Genomic DNA, 14,676 nt, shown 5'->3' on the forward strand with positions numbered 1-14,676 from the left:
TATCTTGCCTTGGTCATGACCAAGGACAACACCTTTTACATCACCACGCCGATTTATTATGTCAACGACGTGCCGCATATCGGCCATGCCTATACTACGGTAGCGGCTGACGTGTTGGCGCGCTACTGGCGCCTGCGCGGGCGCGAGGTGTTCTTCCTCACCGGCCTCGACGAGCATGGACAAAAAGTGCAGCAGGCGGCGGCCAAGGTCGGTGCTGACCCACAACGATACTGTGACGGTATGGTGCCTCGATTTCAAAATCTGTGGAAACGTTTGAATATCTCTAATGACGCCTTCATCAGAACGACGGATGTTAAACACAAGGCGATCGTTCAGCGCTACCTTCAACAGCTTTATGACACAAGAGACGAAAAAGACGATCGGTTAATCTATCCCAAGGAGTACAGAGGCTGGTACTGCACATTTGATGAGCGCTTTTGGACTGAAAAAGACGTTGTTGGAGGGCTCTGCCCCGATTGCAAACGCCCCGTGGAGAGGCTAAGCGAGACGAATTACTTTTTCCGAATGAGTGCATATCATCAGAAGCTGATCGACCATATGAAGGCACATTCTGGCCTTGCTGATAGGCCCTCGGCCTTTATTCGGCCATCATCACGGTTTAACGAAGTCCTCAGTTTTCTTGAAAAGCAGCCCCTGGAAGATCTTTCTATTTCTCGCCCTAAGTCGCGCCTTACGTGGGGTGTAGAACTCCCCTTTGATCACGATTATGTAACGTATGTCTGGTTCGATGCGCTGGTGAATTACATCTCCGCCTTGGAATACCTCCCCAGAGAGAAACCCGCTGGTAATCACTTCTGGCCGGCCAATGTTCATCTGGTCGGCAAAGATATCCTGACGACGCATGCCGTCTATTGGGCCACGATGCTGATGGCCCTAAATCTTCCGTTACCGGAGACCATCTTCGCCCATGGCTGGTGGACGGTGAACAGTGAAAAGATGTCCAAGAGCCGAGGGAACGTTGTGGACCCCAACAAGATACTCGATGAGTTCGGCACGGACACCTTTCGCTATTTTTTGCTGCGCGAAGTTCCATTCGGTCAGGATGGAGATTTTTCACGGGAGGCATTGATTAGCCGTATCAATAGCGAACTGGCCGATGGCCTGGGGAATTTGCTCAGTCGAACACTCACGATGATTGAGCGGTTCACTCAAGGCAAGATTCCTCCAAGCAGCGCGCCCAAAGATGGGTTGGACAATCAGTTAGAACAGGACATAGGTGAGCTAGTCACAAGTGCGATGGTACACACAAGGGACCTGCGTTTTAATCGGGCGCTCGAAAGCATGTGGGAATTAATCCAGCGATGTGATCAGTACATTGATAAGACAGCGCCTTGGGCTCTAGCCAAGAAGGCAGAGGACACAGACCGGCTCCACGGTGTTCTGCATCGTGTGACAAAGGCACTAGCATTCCTCATTCCTGTACTCTACCCAGTCATGCCGGAAACGGCTATTGAAGTGGCTCGTCAACTTGGTTTGAACCCACAGTTGCAAAGCAGAAAACTAGTATTACGCCAGCATGGGCCAGGTGTTGAGATCGCGAAGGGCAAGCCGCTTTTCCCAAGAATCGATATAACCAAGCCCCAAGGAGCTACACCCGTGAGTGACGCACCAACAACTCCTCAACAGACGACACCGGCGCCGACTGCACCTGCTCCAGCAGCTCCACCGCAAATCACCCTCGACGAATTCATGAAGATTCAGCTCAAGGCGGCGAAGGTACTCTCCGCCGAGCGGGTTCCGAAATCGGAAAAGTTGATCAAGCTCCAAGTGTCCCTTGGCACTGAACAACGTCAGATCGTGGCCGGTATCGGCAAGAAGTATGAGCCGGACGCGCTGGTCGGCAAAACCATCGTGATCGTGGCGAATCTCAAACCCGCCAAACTCATGGGTATTGAATCACAGGGTATGGTGCTCGCGGCGGGTGACACCGATGTACAGGGGCTGCTCACCATTCAGGAAGAAGTCGATCCCGGCACCAAGGTGAAATGACACGATCTTTCCTCGTCGCGCTTAGACTGATTCTCCCCCTCATCCTGCTCCCCTGCTTCACATCATCGGCCAAAGGTCAGACACTTCCTGCACTACCCCTCAACGGTCCTCAGCCAACCACGGTGCTCGTGCGGGTCGTCGCGCATGGGGCAATGGTGTTAGGCCGCGAAGTCGGCGGAGCGCGCGTGACGATTACTGATGTCGCAAGCGGCCACATTCTGGCAACCGGCCTGCAACAGGGCGAATCAGGAGATCAGAATCAAATCATGCGTACCCCCCACATGATGGAAGAGCCGATCTACAGCTCTCGTCCTGCTGCGGCCTTCACCACCACGTTGGAACTGCAGAAACCGACGGTAGTGGAAATCTCCGCGGAAGGGCCACTCGCTTACCTCGCTGCGTTACAGAGAACCAGCATGACCTTGCTGTTGATCCCGGGACAAGACCTGACGAACGATGGCATTGTCCTGCATCTCCATGGCTACCTGGTGCAGATCGAGCGACCCAAGCCGCGTGAGGCACTCATTGCAAAAGACGATGTGAAACTTCGAGCCTCAGTCCGAACCCTGTCCGGCTCACTGGTCCGACCCCATGGGGATTGGGACTCGCGGAAGATCCGTATTTATGGAGAGGTGTTGATCGGAGACCGAATCATTGAGCGGTTACAACTGTTTTATGACGAAGGAAGCCGCGCCTTCGAAGCGCCGTTCTTTGTTCCGCCGTCGAGGGAGGTTCCCGATGGGATCAAGCTTCGCGTGATTGCGACTGACCTGGCTACAGGCAATTCAGGAATGGATCAAGCAAACTATCCGGTGTTAAGCGAGCGTCTCCCGCCTAAGTCTTCTCGGTAGCCGGCTCATCTCAAATTCGGAGGGCAGCTCCTCCTACGCTGGCTGTAGATCGCCGAGCCTAACGGACACCAGTTTGGACACCCCAGGCTCGTCCATCGTGACGCCGAAGAGAGAATCGGCAATGTTCATCGTCCGCTTATTGTGCGTGATGACGAGAAACTGCGCGTTCTGGGCCAGCTCTTTCAAGACTCCCGTGAACCGGCCGATGTTTTCCTCGTCCAGCGGGGCGTCGATTTCGTCCAGCAAACAGAACGGCGTCGGCCTGATCAGAAAACTCGCAAACAAGAGCGCCATCGCCGTGAGTGTCTTTTCTCCGCCCGACAGCATGGTAATGCTCTTCAACCGTTTGCCGGGCGGTTGTGCCACAATTTCAATGCCTGGCTCCTGACTGCCGACCGGTTCACCGTTTTCCGGAGGCGGTTCATCGACCAACTGCAGTTCGGCCCGCCCGCCGGGGAAGAATTGGCCGAAAACCTCGGTGAACCTCTGCTGCAATTCCTCGTACGTGGCCGCAAACATCTCCTTCGTCGTTCGGTGAATCCGTTGAATAATCTCTTTGAGCGATGCAATCGAGGTCGACAGATCCTGCTCCTGGTCAGACAAGAATTTGTGGCGCTCTTCCAACTCCTGGTGTTCGCTGATGGCGGCGAGGTTGATCGGCCCCATACGATCCAACCGATCACGCAGCTTCTGTAACTGTTCTTTCAACTCGGCATCCGAGCGCTGTTCGGTCTCCTGCACGGCTGCGGCGTCATCCGCCCTGATCGATTCGCCTGATGTCATCGGATTTTCGACCAGCGTGATCGGATCCAGCTGATACGTTCCCGACAAGGTTCCTTCGACGGTCCCCAATTGCGTACGAACTTCCGCTCGTCGAACCTCCACCGTCATCCGAGCATCCCGAATGACTGAAATTTCTCGGCGCAATTCTTCCAGACCGGATTCAAGCGTGTGGCTCGTCGCCATCTGTTGCGCCTGTCGTTCCTGAGCGGTGACCAATTCCCCCTTCACCCGCCCTGCGGTTACGGCAAGTTCTTGGCAGAGCGCCTCCTGACGGGCTTGTTCTGTTCGGCTCTGGTCAATGAGTCCCTTCAAACTGTTCAAGTGCTCAGCCAATGCACCATGTCGATCTTCCGTTTCTTGAATCTGTTGTGCCACACGAGACTGGTTCAGCTGCTCATGTTCCCGCTTGGCCCGCAACCCTTCCGCGGTCAGCTTCGCCTCCGTCACACGTTCTTGGTGCGTTCTCATATTTTGATCGAGCAGCCCCAGTCGCTCGCGTACCCTTCCCAACATCGTTTCCTGTCCGCTCTTCTCAGCAAGCCACTGACCCAATCGGGCCTGGATCGAGTGCGATTCTTGTTCCAACCGCCGTCCTTCGCTGATCCCTTCTTGAATTTCCATCTCCGTCCCGGTGAGTCGATGATCAAGATCGTTCAGCACATGCTGAAGTTTTTCTTCGTCCTTGCGCAGCGACAGATTCTGCATTTCGGCCTCACGAAGCGCATCGCCGAGTTGGCGGTCCCGCTGGGTGAGCGACTGGATCTGTGCAAACACCATCTCTCGCTGTTGCTTGTTCTGATCGAGCTCCAGGACAAGGACGTGACGTTTGGCTTCAAGATCGATCACCTCCCGTCGGCGTTCGAGCAGACCCGGCGTGCCTTGTACCTGGCCACCCGTCACGATGCCGGATGCATCCACCACCTCACCATCCAGGGTCGCCAGAATGGGACCGTTCGGAGCGCTCCACGCTTGTTGCTCCCACAACGGCATCGCCTGGTCCAATGATCGAACAATAACGACGCGATCGAACAGCGAATCGCGGGCCGCCGTTCGGGCCGCGTCCGTCTGGACCAGATCCACGGCGAGCCCGATGACGCCGGGCTGCGTCGCGATCGCCGGCCACCAGTCATGAGCCCGCCCGCCTTCCCAGCGCGGACGCTGCGGAATAAAACTGCCTCGTCCCAGTGCCTCCTCCTGGAGAAAACGGATCAACTGCCGCCCGACGGACGGTTCATCCACAAACCATCCTCGCACGCGCTCCCCCAGCACCGCCTCAACCGCCCGTTCCATCCCTGATGGGATCACCAGCCATTCGGCCACCGCATCCCGCACTCCGTCACAAGACTTCAGGGCAGGACCTTGCTGAGCCCCTTGCCGTCCGTAGCCCATCTCCTCACGAACGACACTCTGCAACGCCTCAAGGCGCGAATCCACTCCCGCCAGCTCTTCCGAACGTCGTAAGACCACCTGATCCAACGACTGGAGGGCGCCGGTCGCTTGAGCAGCCTCCTCTTGCACAGTTCCCCGTTCCGTCCGCAGTTGCGAAACAAGGCGGTCCGCCTCTCCATATTCCTTGCGCAACACCTCGTGGCGATCGATCGTCGATTCACGGTGGCTCCGCAATTCGTCCCGTTCCGACGACAAGCGAGTTCCACGACCCGCAAGATCTTCCATTCGTTGGGCCAATTGCGAGAGGCCTTGTTCGGTATTCGCGACGAGAACAGCCAGTTGCAGGACATCTTTGCGGCCTCGCTCCTCCTCTGCAACGGCCGCAACCCGTTGGTGGAGCAAGCGCCTCATCTCCTCATCGAGTTCACCGAGAGCCCGATCACGTGTCGCCATCTCCTCTTCGACCGACGTCAATGACGACTCGATGGTTTGAAGCGCGGCGGCCAGATTCTCCTGTGATCGGACCAGTTCTTCCAGCTCAGCCGATTCCTGTACCTGTTGTTGGCTGAACAGCAGCCCTCGGTTTCGTTCGACTTCCGCCGCGGTCAATGCCTGAGCCTGCTGTTGTTCGACACCCACCAGTCCTTCTCGAATCTTCCCGATGGAATCGGCGGTCGCAATCGCATCAAGGCGCGCCTGTTCGAGTGCCGTCGTGGACCGAGCCTGTTCGGCCGCCTTCTCAGATTCCTGTTGATCCAGGTTCAGAACTTCAGTCTCCGCCTCCTGCAAGGACTGTCGCAATACTCTGAATTCCCTCGTCAACAATGTCACTTCGATTCCTCGCGCCTCACCCTGCAACGTCTGAAACGTGCGCGCCTGGCGAGCTTGACGCTCCAAAGAATTGAGCTGCTTCTTGACCTCGGCCACGATGTCTCGGACACGCAGGAGGTTTTGCTGCGTCGCTTCGAGCTTCCGCAGTGCTTCGGCCTTTTGCTTCTTATACCGGACGATGCCCGCGGTCTCCTCGATAAGCTCGCGCCGCTCTTGCGGCGACGCATTCAAGATCTGGTCGATCTGGCCCTGAGCAATGACAGTATGTCCTTTGCTGCCCGCCCTCGTGTCGAGCAACAAACTCCGGATATCCTTCAGTCGGCACTGAATCTTGTTGATGAGATACTCGCTCTCGCCGCTGCGGTACAAACGGCGGGTAATCATGATCTCATGCGCCTCAGTCAGTTCATTCGGAAGTCCGGAGCTCCCATCCAGTTTCATTATCGCGGGATCAAGCCCGCCGATCACCAACGACACTTCCGCCATCCCCAAAGGCTTTCGGAGTTCGGTGCCGTTAAAAATGACGTCTTCCATCTTTTCGCTTCTGAGCGTTTTGGTGCTTTGCTCGCCCAGCACCCACAGGATGGCGTCGACGACATTGCTCTTTCCGCTCCCATTCGGCCCAACGATCGCGGTGACCCCTTCGGGAAACTCGATCTTGGCGTCAGCAAACGACTTGAAACCCAACATGTTCAACGATTTCAAATGCATCGGTTCACCTTAAAATTACGAACAGGCACAGCCTTCTTCCCAGGAATACAAGCCGCTGGTCCTTGTACCACAAGGGTTCTGAGAAATCAAAAACAAAACACATTGTATAGTGGGAAAATCGATATGGCCCTACAATATATAGGGCCATTTGGAGATATGTGCGGATGGAAACGGCAGCTAGCCGACGGCGCCGGCTACCGACTTCTTCGAGGATTCTATCTGGACGAGTTCCTTCGGCAGCAGGAACTCGACATCTTCCTCAATGACCGTCAGCTCTTCAACCTCTGATGGTTCCGAGGCTCTCAAGGAGGCCACTACTTCCGTAACCAGGATTTCCGGGGCTGAGGCACCGGCCGCAATCCCGACTGCCTTGGCCCCTTGCAGCCATGCAGGATCGATGTCGGCGGCTGAATCGATGAGATAAGAGGGAATCCCGCACTGCTCTCCCAGTTCGCGCAGACGATTGGAATTGGAGCTGTTCGGCGACCCGATGACCAGAATGACATCCACCAAGCGAGACAATTCTTTAACGGCATTCTGCCGGTTTTGCGTCGCATAGCAGATATCTTCCTGATGCGGCCCCTTGATGGTCGGAAACCGCTGATGCAGTGCGCCGACGATGTCCCGACATTCATCGACGCTCAATGTTGTCTGCGTGACATACGACAGATTGACCGTATTGTCCACTTTCAGCTCTTCGACATCCTTGACCGACGACACCAAGTGAAACTTATCGGGGATCTGACCCAGCGTGCCGATCACTTCCGGGTGACCGGCATGACCGATGAGGATCAGATCGTATCCCTGGGTATAATCGCGGTTCACTTCGTTGTGAACCTTGATCACGAGCGGACAGGTCGCGTCGATCACATGAAGGCGACGCTGATTCGCCTCCTCCCAGACCGACTTCGCCACGCCGTGTGCGCTGAAGATGACGACCGACCCTTCCGGGACTTCGTTCAACTCTTCCACAAAGACCGCGCCTTTTTGCCGGAGCGAATTCACGACATGGCGGCTGTGGACGATCTCGTGACGAACATAAATGGGCGCCCCGTATTTCTTGAGCGACAGATCCACGATATCGATCGCCCGATCGACACCGGCGCAAAACCCACGGGGATTGGCAAGATAGATCTTCATATTCGTCGTAGCTCCTTCGGCCAGGCTCTACAAGGTCCTACAGTCAACGTAGCTGGTCACGATACGTGAGAACAAGGGGACTCGTCAACAGAATTGGCCGACCGCATTATCGCTTCGAGGCCCCACGGTGCGGCTTCTTTCCGTCTGATCCGTTATTTGTATGTGTGCTCATCCCGCTTGGCGAGTTTCAAGATCACCACTTTCTTTCGTTGATCATCGACATCATACAGAACCCGATAAGGGCCTATGCGCAGACGGTACTCAGCCGTGAATTGCGACACAATGAGCTGACCGGTGAGCCGCTTGGCCCGCTTGCCCTGAGGCTTGGGATTATTCGCGAGTGATCGAATGGCAGTAACAATGGCTTCACGGTAGCCGGCGGGAACATGCTCTAACGACTTTTGAAATACGCGCTCGATTCGTTCGCTGGGGAAAACCACCTCGTAGGGCAACTACAGCCCCATCTTTTTGAAGAGACGTTCGGCGGGAACCGATTTGCCCTGGTTGTACTTAGCGCGTGCCCTTTCAATTTCGCCGATAAGTTTCTTGTCCTTGAGTTCGTCGAGGGTTTCGACTAGGTCCAAGAAGTCTTCATAGGGCACAAGGAACGAAACCGGTTTGCCATGGGATAAAACCATTGAGGGAGACTTCGAGCGGATCAATTTTGAGAGCTGTGCCTGGGCTTCTCGCACATTGACCGGTTTAGCGTTTCGAAGCAAGCTGATTGCGCTCATCGATATCTCCTCTCGTATAGCAATTGTATAGACATTAGCAGGTTTAACCCTGGCCCGCAAGATGGTCGTGGCGAACAGCCTATAAACGTGCGCTACAAGCGTCGCGAACGTGAAGCACAGAGATTGAGCCGGTCTTTACACTTGCGGTCTGTTACGTCCTTGATTAAGATGGCGCGCTCCTTGAATTCACCTACTGGAGACGCATGCCACGTCGGACTGCCGCATTAGCCAAACTTACCCTTCCCCGCCTCCATGCGGTACGGCGTCGTGAGCGTCTCTTCAAGTTGGTCAAAGAACAGTGCCGCCGCCATCCGCTGGTCTGGGTCGCAGGTCCTCCCGGCGCGGGCAAGACCGCCCTTATCGCAAGCTACCTTACCGAGCACAAACTGCGGACGTTGTGGTATCACGTGGATCCCGGCGACGCAGATCTCGCCACATTTTTTCATTACCTCGCGCAGGCCGCTCAAGCCGCAGCCGGGCGGAAGCAACTTCGCTTGCCGGCGCTGACCCCGGAATACATGGCGGATGTGCCGGGATTCACCAGGCGGTTCATGCGTGAGCTATGGTCGAAGGTTCCAGCACCGGCCGTGTTGGTCATGGACAATTATCAAGACCTACCGGCCGAGGCGGCTCTCCACTCAATGCTACCGGTCGCACTCGCCGAGTTCCCGATTGACACGACGCTCGTTGTCATCAGCCGAGGCGAGCCTCCCTCACACTTCGCCAGAGAACTGACCCACAACAGGGTGGGACACATCCAATGGGAACACTTGCGATTGACCCTTGAAGAAACGCTCTCCCTGGCTTCATCTGTTCCAGGCATTGAGAAGGACACTGTCGCGTCGCTTCATGCCAAGGCGAACGGCTGGGTGGCCGGCACGGTGCTGCTGTTGGAACGGTTGCAGGCGAATGAGGACTGGAACGAGCCTGCGCCATCCGACATGACCGAGGTCTTTCACTATTTCGCCAATCAGGTCTTTGAGCACATGACTCCCCAAGCAAGAGAAGCGTTGATGCGCACGGCACTGCTCCCATGGGTGACGGAGGCCATGGCGGAAGAGGTCAGCGGTGATCCACATGCGGCGCAAGTGATTCGCGATCTGTACCAACGGGGTCTATTCTTGGATCGGCGCGCCGATACACAGGGGCGGTATCACTATCATGATCTGTTCCGGGATTTTCTTCTCGATCGATGCCGCGTTCATTTCGATGGAGAGTTGCACGGCCACAAACGCACCGCCGCGCGAGTGGCGGAACGGTACGGACAACAGGATACAGCCGTCGCACTCTATGCGGAAACGAACTCGTGGGATGACCTGAGCCGGCTGATCAATGAGAGCGCCGAGAAGTTGCTCTCTCAGGGACGGAATCAAACACTCCAAGGATACGTCTCACTCTTTCCGCAAGAAGAGCGGCAACAACGCCCATGGCTCCTCTATTGGTCCGGGATAAGCCGATTGATATTCGACCCCATTCCCGCAATCAAGGAATTGGAGGAAGCTTATCATCAATTCGAATCCACGCAGCAAGATATTGCGGGACTGCTCCTCTCCTGCAGCGGCGTTATTGAAGCCTACTATTGTCGCGCGGATGATATGGCCCCTGCCATTATTTGGGGGGACCGGCTTCATAAAATCCTTCAGCAGCATGATGGATGCCCCTCTTCAGCCGTTAAGGCAAACGTACTCTCGAAGCTTCAAGGACTGATCTTTGCCTGCCCACATCACTCGTTGCTCCAAGAGCTAGACCAATCTTTAGACCAAATCCTCCGCGAGGTAGAAGATCCATCTGTTCGTGTCGGTGTGGCGATCGCATTCATGAACCTGATGTGGTGGAGAGGAGAATTCCCTCGGCTGCGCCGAACTCTTGATGACCTGGCTACATGGAGTAAGGGCGTCGTTCTTCCACCTGTGTATCTCTTGACCTGGAAGGTAATGGAAGCGCACTACGAATGGGGTACCGGCCACCGTGCGCAGGCGACGGCAAAGCTAGAAGAGGCGTTTGGAATCACAGAAAGGTACGGGATCCTGGTGTTCAGGACGATGGTGCGATCATGTCAGGCATACTACGCCTTGACCGTCGGGGACGATAAAGAAGGGGAAAGGCTGACTAACTTCTTGCAGGAGGAAAATCAGTTTCACCAGCGATTCTCCCTTGGCCTGTGCAGCTACTACCGGGCAGGGGCATCACTCATCAGAGGAGTCTTGTCTTCGGCCCTCGATTTTGCTTTATTAGCAGTCGAAACTATCGGCTCCCTTAGTTTGCCTCACTTTGAGGGCCTTTTCCGTGGAGGATTGGCGAAGGTCTTGATTGAACTTGGTCAAATAGAGAAGGCGCGCGAGCATTTGAGAACGACACTTGACTATGCGCGAGTCATACGCAGTCCTTGGAGAGCCGCAGAGTGTCGTGTGACGCTCGCACACTCCTACCTGCGAGATGGACAATTTGATCTGGCTCATGAACATCTTCAAGAAGGGTTGGAAATTGCCCGTCGTCACAACTATTTCGTATTGGACTTTTGGTGGCGACCGACAGTGATGGCTGACCTGCTGGCGCATGCGTTGGAGGGCGATATCGAGGTCGAGTATGTGCGCAGCGTCATTCGTCGACGCGGCCTGCGCGCCCCAACTGCTGCGCTGAAACACTGGCCCTACCCTGTGAAGATTGCCACCTTGGGGCGATTCAAAGTGGCCATTGATGATGTCCCACTTGCCTATTCAGGGAAAACTCAGCGCAAGCCGCTCGAACTCTTAAAGTACCTCTGTGCAGCAGGAGCGCAAGGCGCCAGTCAAGATCTCATCGAAGAAGCCTTGTGGCCGGACGCGGATGGCGAGGCTGCCGATCAGGCCTTTCGGACGACGCTGCACCGACTGCGAAAGCTTCTGCGGCATGACGAGGCCGTGCGAGTCTCCGATGGCCATGTCTCACTCGATCCATCGCTGGTGTCGCAGGATCATCTTGCCTTTGACCGCCTGGCTCAGCACGTCGATCGAGCTGATGCCATAGCCCTCGAACGAGCGCTTGCCCTGTATCACGGCCATTTTTTGCAAGGCGAGACCGCGTCCTGGGTCTTGCCGGTGCAGGAACAATTGCGAGCGCGATTCCTCGATCTCACCGAACAACTGGGCACACTCTTGGAAGAGCGCGGCGAAGTCGGTGAAGCGGCGCAAAAGTATCTGCGTGCCCTTGAAGTCGAACCGGTGGCGGAAGTGATGTGCCGACGGGTCATGATGACCTATGTGCGGTTAGGACGTCGCTCCGAGGCCATCGGTGTGTATCAGCGATTCAGCCAGGCACTTCAAACCAAACTCGGCGTCCCTCCGACCCAGGAAACTGTCTCTCTCTACCACACCATCGCAAAACCCTGAGTCCTTCTTCAAATCCGCTCCAATCGTCTCATCTGTCACAGATCTGTAACGTTATGTAGGGTAGCGTCCACCCGCTTTTTCACCTATTAATTTTTTACGGTCTCAGGTCAATACGCAATGCGCCGACCAACCCTCTCTTGGCTCCCGAATATCTTGTTGGTGTGCCACAAGCCGGAAAGATGGCAGCTCTCAGGAGCAACTTGCGTGCTTTTGGTCGGACTGGCCGCATGCGGACCCACAATGCCTGACAACAGTACCGGTCGCGTGGTCGGAGCAACGGCCAACATCGCATCAATGACGGCCGCTGCTGTGGGAGGGAACGCTGAGAGCGAAACCAAGCCAGGAGCTGCTGCGGACAACAAGGCCGACGCTAAGGCGGATGCGGAGCCATATAAGCCAAACGGCCGGAACCGTGAAGTCCCCGGCGTACCGGAGCCCGTCCTCAAGGATCTCGCCTCGCAAGATCCCTACTCCAGATTGCGAGCCCTGGACCATTGGACAACAAAGAGCACGACGGCCTCCTTCGATCCAGTGTTCGAAGCGATGGAGGATCAAGACCAGGCCGTGAGGGCCAGGGCCACCGCAATCGTCGAACAGCAATGGGCGATCGAGCAGGAGAAAGAGAAACGCTAAGCGAGAAGAGTGGGCGCGAGTTCAATTCATCACTAAGGAGGCCATGATGAAGATTGTTCCTGGATTACCCCTCGTTGCAGGGTTGCTGCTCGGCGCGGGGCAACTCGCCTTTGCGGCCAATGCGACCTTTACCGTCAACGACACGCCGGGCTATTGGTTCGATACGGGCGCCGACATCACGGAGACCGGCAGCCGCTCGCTGGCAATCATCAACAAGGGCGAGAAGGTTTTCTTCAAGCAAACGCAGGGCGGGCCGCGAGATGTAGAGAGCCGCCACACCGTCACCAGCTTGATCTGGCCGGAAAATGCGCCGGAGTTTGCTCCCGGACGAGGGGTCATCGATCAGGACCAGGCCAATACCGCCAATCACGAAGTGACCCTCAAGGAACCAGGTTTGTATGTCTTTGTCTGCAAACTCCACCCCTACATGCTCGGCGGGGTCATTGTGGACGATCCAAGCACGCCCGGGCTCGATCTCGGCGCGAAAATTACGCTCTTGGGAACGAGTCTGGGGAAAGTCACCTTCCCCACCGCGTCGGATCTCGGACTCCGTCTCTTGCGCGCCTTCTTTATCGTCACGAGCCCCTCCAATTGGAAGGACTACACGAAGGCCGGCGAGATCTATCAGCCGAAGTACCCTGACGTGAGCGTCAATGTCGGGTCTGCCGTCGTCAATCTAAAGGGCGCCATCCTTGGACAAAATTACGATGGCAAGCCGATCGACAAGCAAGTGCCGCCTTATAAGAAGGGCATCGGGGAAGTGTGGATCGATACGGCCTATGAGCTGACGCAGGGCAAACCGGAGTGGTTCCCTGGCACGATGACGGTCGTGTCGGCCACCAGTTGGGACGTCAAACGCAAGATCGCGCTGCCCGAGCAGAAGATGAATAACGGCCATAACATGTGGGCGAGCCACGACCAGAAGCAGATTTACCAAACGGAATGGCATGGCAAGAGCCTCTATGTGTTGAATCGTCATAACGGGAAGCTGCTTCAGGAACTGGATCTGGACGGGAAATGCAATGATCCCGCACATGTCATGACTCGGGTGGACACGCAGCAAGTGCATGTGACCTGCAACGGCGAAGATACCGTGGCGGAGTATGACCGCCTGCCGTCCGGCCTGCTCGCCTTCAAGCGGTTCATCCAAATGTCCAAGGACGGGGCGAAGCAGACTCAGCCTCACGCCCATTGGATGGGGTATGACGGGCACTCGATGGCGACGCCTAATTCAAATACGAACGACTCGACCCTGTTCGATTTCACGGAAAACAAGATCGTCGATCAGCAGCCAACAGGCGCCTTGCCCATCGCGGCGGGCATGATGCCGGATTCGAGCAAGTACTACGTGTCGAATTACCTAGGGCACACCATCTCGGTCATGTGCGGCCCGCTCGCCAAGGGCTGTGAGCCGGGGAAGAAAATAAAAGACATCGAACTGTTGTTGGGGAGCTACGACGTGATGACCGGCCCGACCGGTGGACCGATCGGCGGCCTTCCCATCCAGACACCGGTGAGTCCGGACGGCAAGTTCGTGATTACCGGCAACACCCTCACCGGCACGATCACCATCATCGACACCAAGACCGATACGTTAGTGAAAAGTCTCACCTGCGATCCAGGCTGCCACGGCGTGAACTTCGGCGCCAAGAAAGGCGGCGGGTACTATGCCTATGTGACCAGCAAGTTCGCCAATCGGCTGATCGTGCTGGACTATGATCCGAATAATGATGGCAATGTGGACGACGCCGTGATCGTGGGCGCGGTGATATTAGCGGATGACCATGTCGCCAAGGACGACAAGATCATCGGCAACAAAGGCCAAGGCGGCCAGGGCGTCCTGCCGGTGCCCAATGTCTATAACGGCTGGGTCCAAGAACTGCCCATCGCCTACAAGGCCCAGCTGACGAAATCCCAGCGGAATCCGATCGGCAAGAAAGGTCATAAGCATGATGATGACGATCATGATCGTGGGCATGATGATGATCGATAAGAGTCGCATTCAAAGATAGCTGCATTGGCGCGTAATGGGTGAAGAGAACTTCTGTATCCGATCCGATTCACCGCTGAATCGGATCGGATACAGCATACGTATTTCCCAGCTGTACAATGATGCAACATCTCACTGTTGTTCTCTAGAATGAGGAATAAGCGTACGCTTTCCATTGTCAAACAGTACCGTTCACTTATTTTTTGAAGGTATAGGTTTTGCGTATGGTGGGTAGC

General features: G+C 55.9%; 9 protein-coding genes. 5 read left to right on the top strand and 4 right to left on the bottom strand.

Annotation, left to right across the window (positions count from 1 at the left end; all coding sequences use genetic code 11):
- Positions 1-15 precede the first annotated feature (15 nt).
- Together metG and P0119_18955 are read left to right on the top strand one after the other, a co-directional pair.
- Positions 16-2,010, top strand: a complete 1,995-nt coding sequence (gene metG / locus P0119_18950) for a methionine--tRNA ligase (protein ID MDF0668127.1) — start codon at positions 16-18, stop codon at positions 2,008-2,010.
- Entirely contained in the window at positions 2,007-2,861 is an 855-nt protein-coding gene (locus P0119_18955; protein ID MDF0668128.1) for a hypothetical protein, read from the top strand. Before metG ends, P0119_18955 begins: the two co-directional genes overlap by 4 nt.
- Positions 2,862-2,894: 33 nt before the next feature.
- Here P0119_18955 and smc read toward each other — a convergent pair whose 3' ends face one another.
- The 4 genes from smc to P0119_18975 all read right to left on the bottom strand — a co-directional run bounded on the left by smc (position 2,895) and on the right by P0119_18975 (position 8,449).
- Positions 2,895-6,575 carry a chromosome segregation protein SMC gene (smc, locus tag P0119_18960; GenBank protein ID MDF0668129.1) on the bottom strand — a complete coding sequence of 1,227 codons (3,681 nt, stop codon included), beginning with the start codon at positions 6,573-6,575 and terminating at the stop codon, positions 2,895-2,897.
- Positions 6,576-6,752: 177 nt separating this feature from the next.
- Positions 6,753-7,715 (bottom strand): 4-hydroxy-3-methylbut-2-enyl diphosphate reductase, encoded by a 963-nt coding sequence (gene ispH, locus P0119_18965; protein MDF0668130.1) that lies wholly within the window; start codon positions 7,713-7,715, stop codon positions 6,753-6,755.
- A gap of 152 nt (positions 7,716-7,867) precedes the next feature.
- On the bottom strand, positions 7,868-8,167 hold the full coding sequence (locus P0119_18970; GenBank protein ID MDF0668131.1) for a type II toxin-antitoxin system RelE/ParE family toxin: 300 nt from the start codon (positions 8,165-8,167) through the stop codon (positions 7,868-7,870).
- A complete protein-coding gene (locus P0119_18975; protein MDF0668132.1) occupies positions 8,168-8,449 on the bottom strand; it encodes a hypothetical protein in 282 nt (93 codons plus the stop codon).
- Between the two features lie 203 nt (positions 8,450-8,652).
- On the opposite strand from P0119_18975, the gene P0119_18980 reads away from it, so the two are divergent.
- The 3 genes from P0119_18980 (at position 8,653) to P0119_18990 (ending at position 14,443) form a co-directional block, all read left to right on the top strand.
- Entirely contained in the window at positions 8,653-11,817 is a 3,165-nt protein-coding gene (locus tag P0119_18980) for a BTAD domain-containing putative transcriptional regulator (protein ID MDF0668133.1), read from the top strand.
- A 240-nt stretch (positions 11,818-12,057) separates the two neighbouring features.
- A complete protein-coding gene (locus P0119_18985) occupies positions 12,058-12,450 on the top strand; it encodes a hypothetical protein (protein MDF0668134.1) in 393 nt (130 codons plus the stop codon).
- A gap of 43 nt (positions 12,451-12,493) precedes the next feature.
- A complete protein-coding gene (locus tag P0119_18990; GenBank protein ID MDF0668135.1) occupies positions 12,494-14,443 on the top strand; it encodes a hypothetical protein in 1,950 nt (649 codons plus the stop codon).
- The last annotated feature ends 233 nt before the right edge of the window (positions 14,444-14,676 follow it).

It is taken from the genome of Nitrospira sp. (assembly GCA_029194665.1).
Lineage (GTDB): Bacteria > Nitrospirota > Nitrospiria > Nitrospirales > Nitrospiraceae > Nitrospira_D.

Bases quoted from the DNA above. Each gene is read 5' to 3' on its own strand.
- metG (MDF0668127.1), top strand. From the start codon at position 16: ATGACCAAGGACAACACCTTTTACATCACCACGCCGATTTATTATGTC.
- P0119_18955 (MDF0668128.1), top strand. From the start codon at position 2,007: ATGACACGATCTTTCCTCGTCGCGCTTAGACTGATTCTCCCCCTCATC.
- smc (MDF0668129.1), bottom strand. From the start codon at position 6,575: ATGCATTTGAAATCGTTGAACATGTTGGGTTTCAAGTCGTTTGCTGAC.
- ispH (MDF0668130.1), bottom strand. From the start codon at position 7,715: ATGAAGATCTATCTTGCCAATCCCCGTGGGTTTTGCGCCGGTGTCGAT.
- P0119_18975 (MDF0668132.1), bottom strand. From the start codon at position 8,449: ATGAGCGCAATCAGCTTGCTTCGAAACGCTAAACCGGTCAATGTGCGA.
- P0119_18980 (MDF0668133.1), top strand. From the start codon at position 8,653: ATGCCACGTCGGACTGCCGCATTAGCCAAACTTACCCTTCCCCGCCTC.
- P0119_18985 (MDF0668134.1), top strand. From the start codon at position 12,058: ATGCCTGACAACAGTACCGGTCGCGTGGTCGGAGCAACGGCCAACATC.
- P0119_18990 (MDF0668135.1), top strand. From the start codon at position 12,494: ATGATGAAGATTGTTCCTGGATTACCCCTCGTTGCAGGGTTGCTGCTC.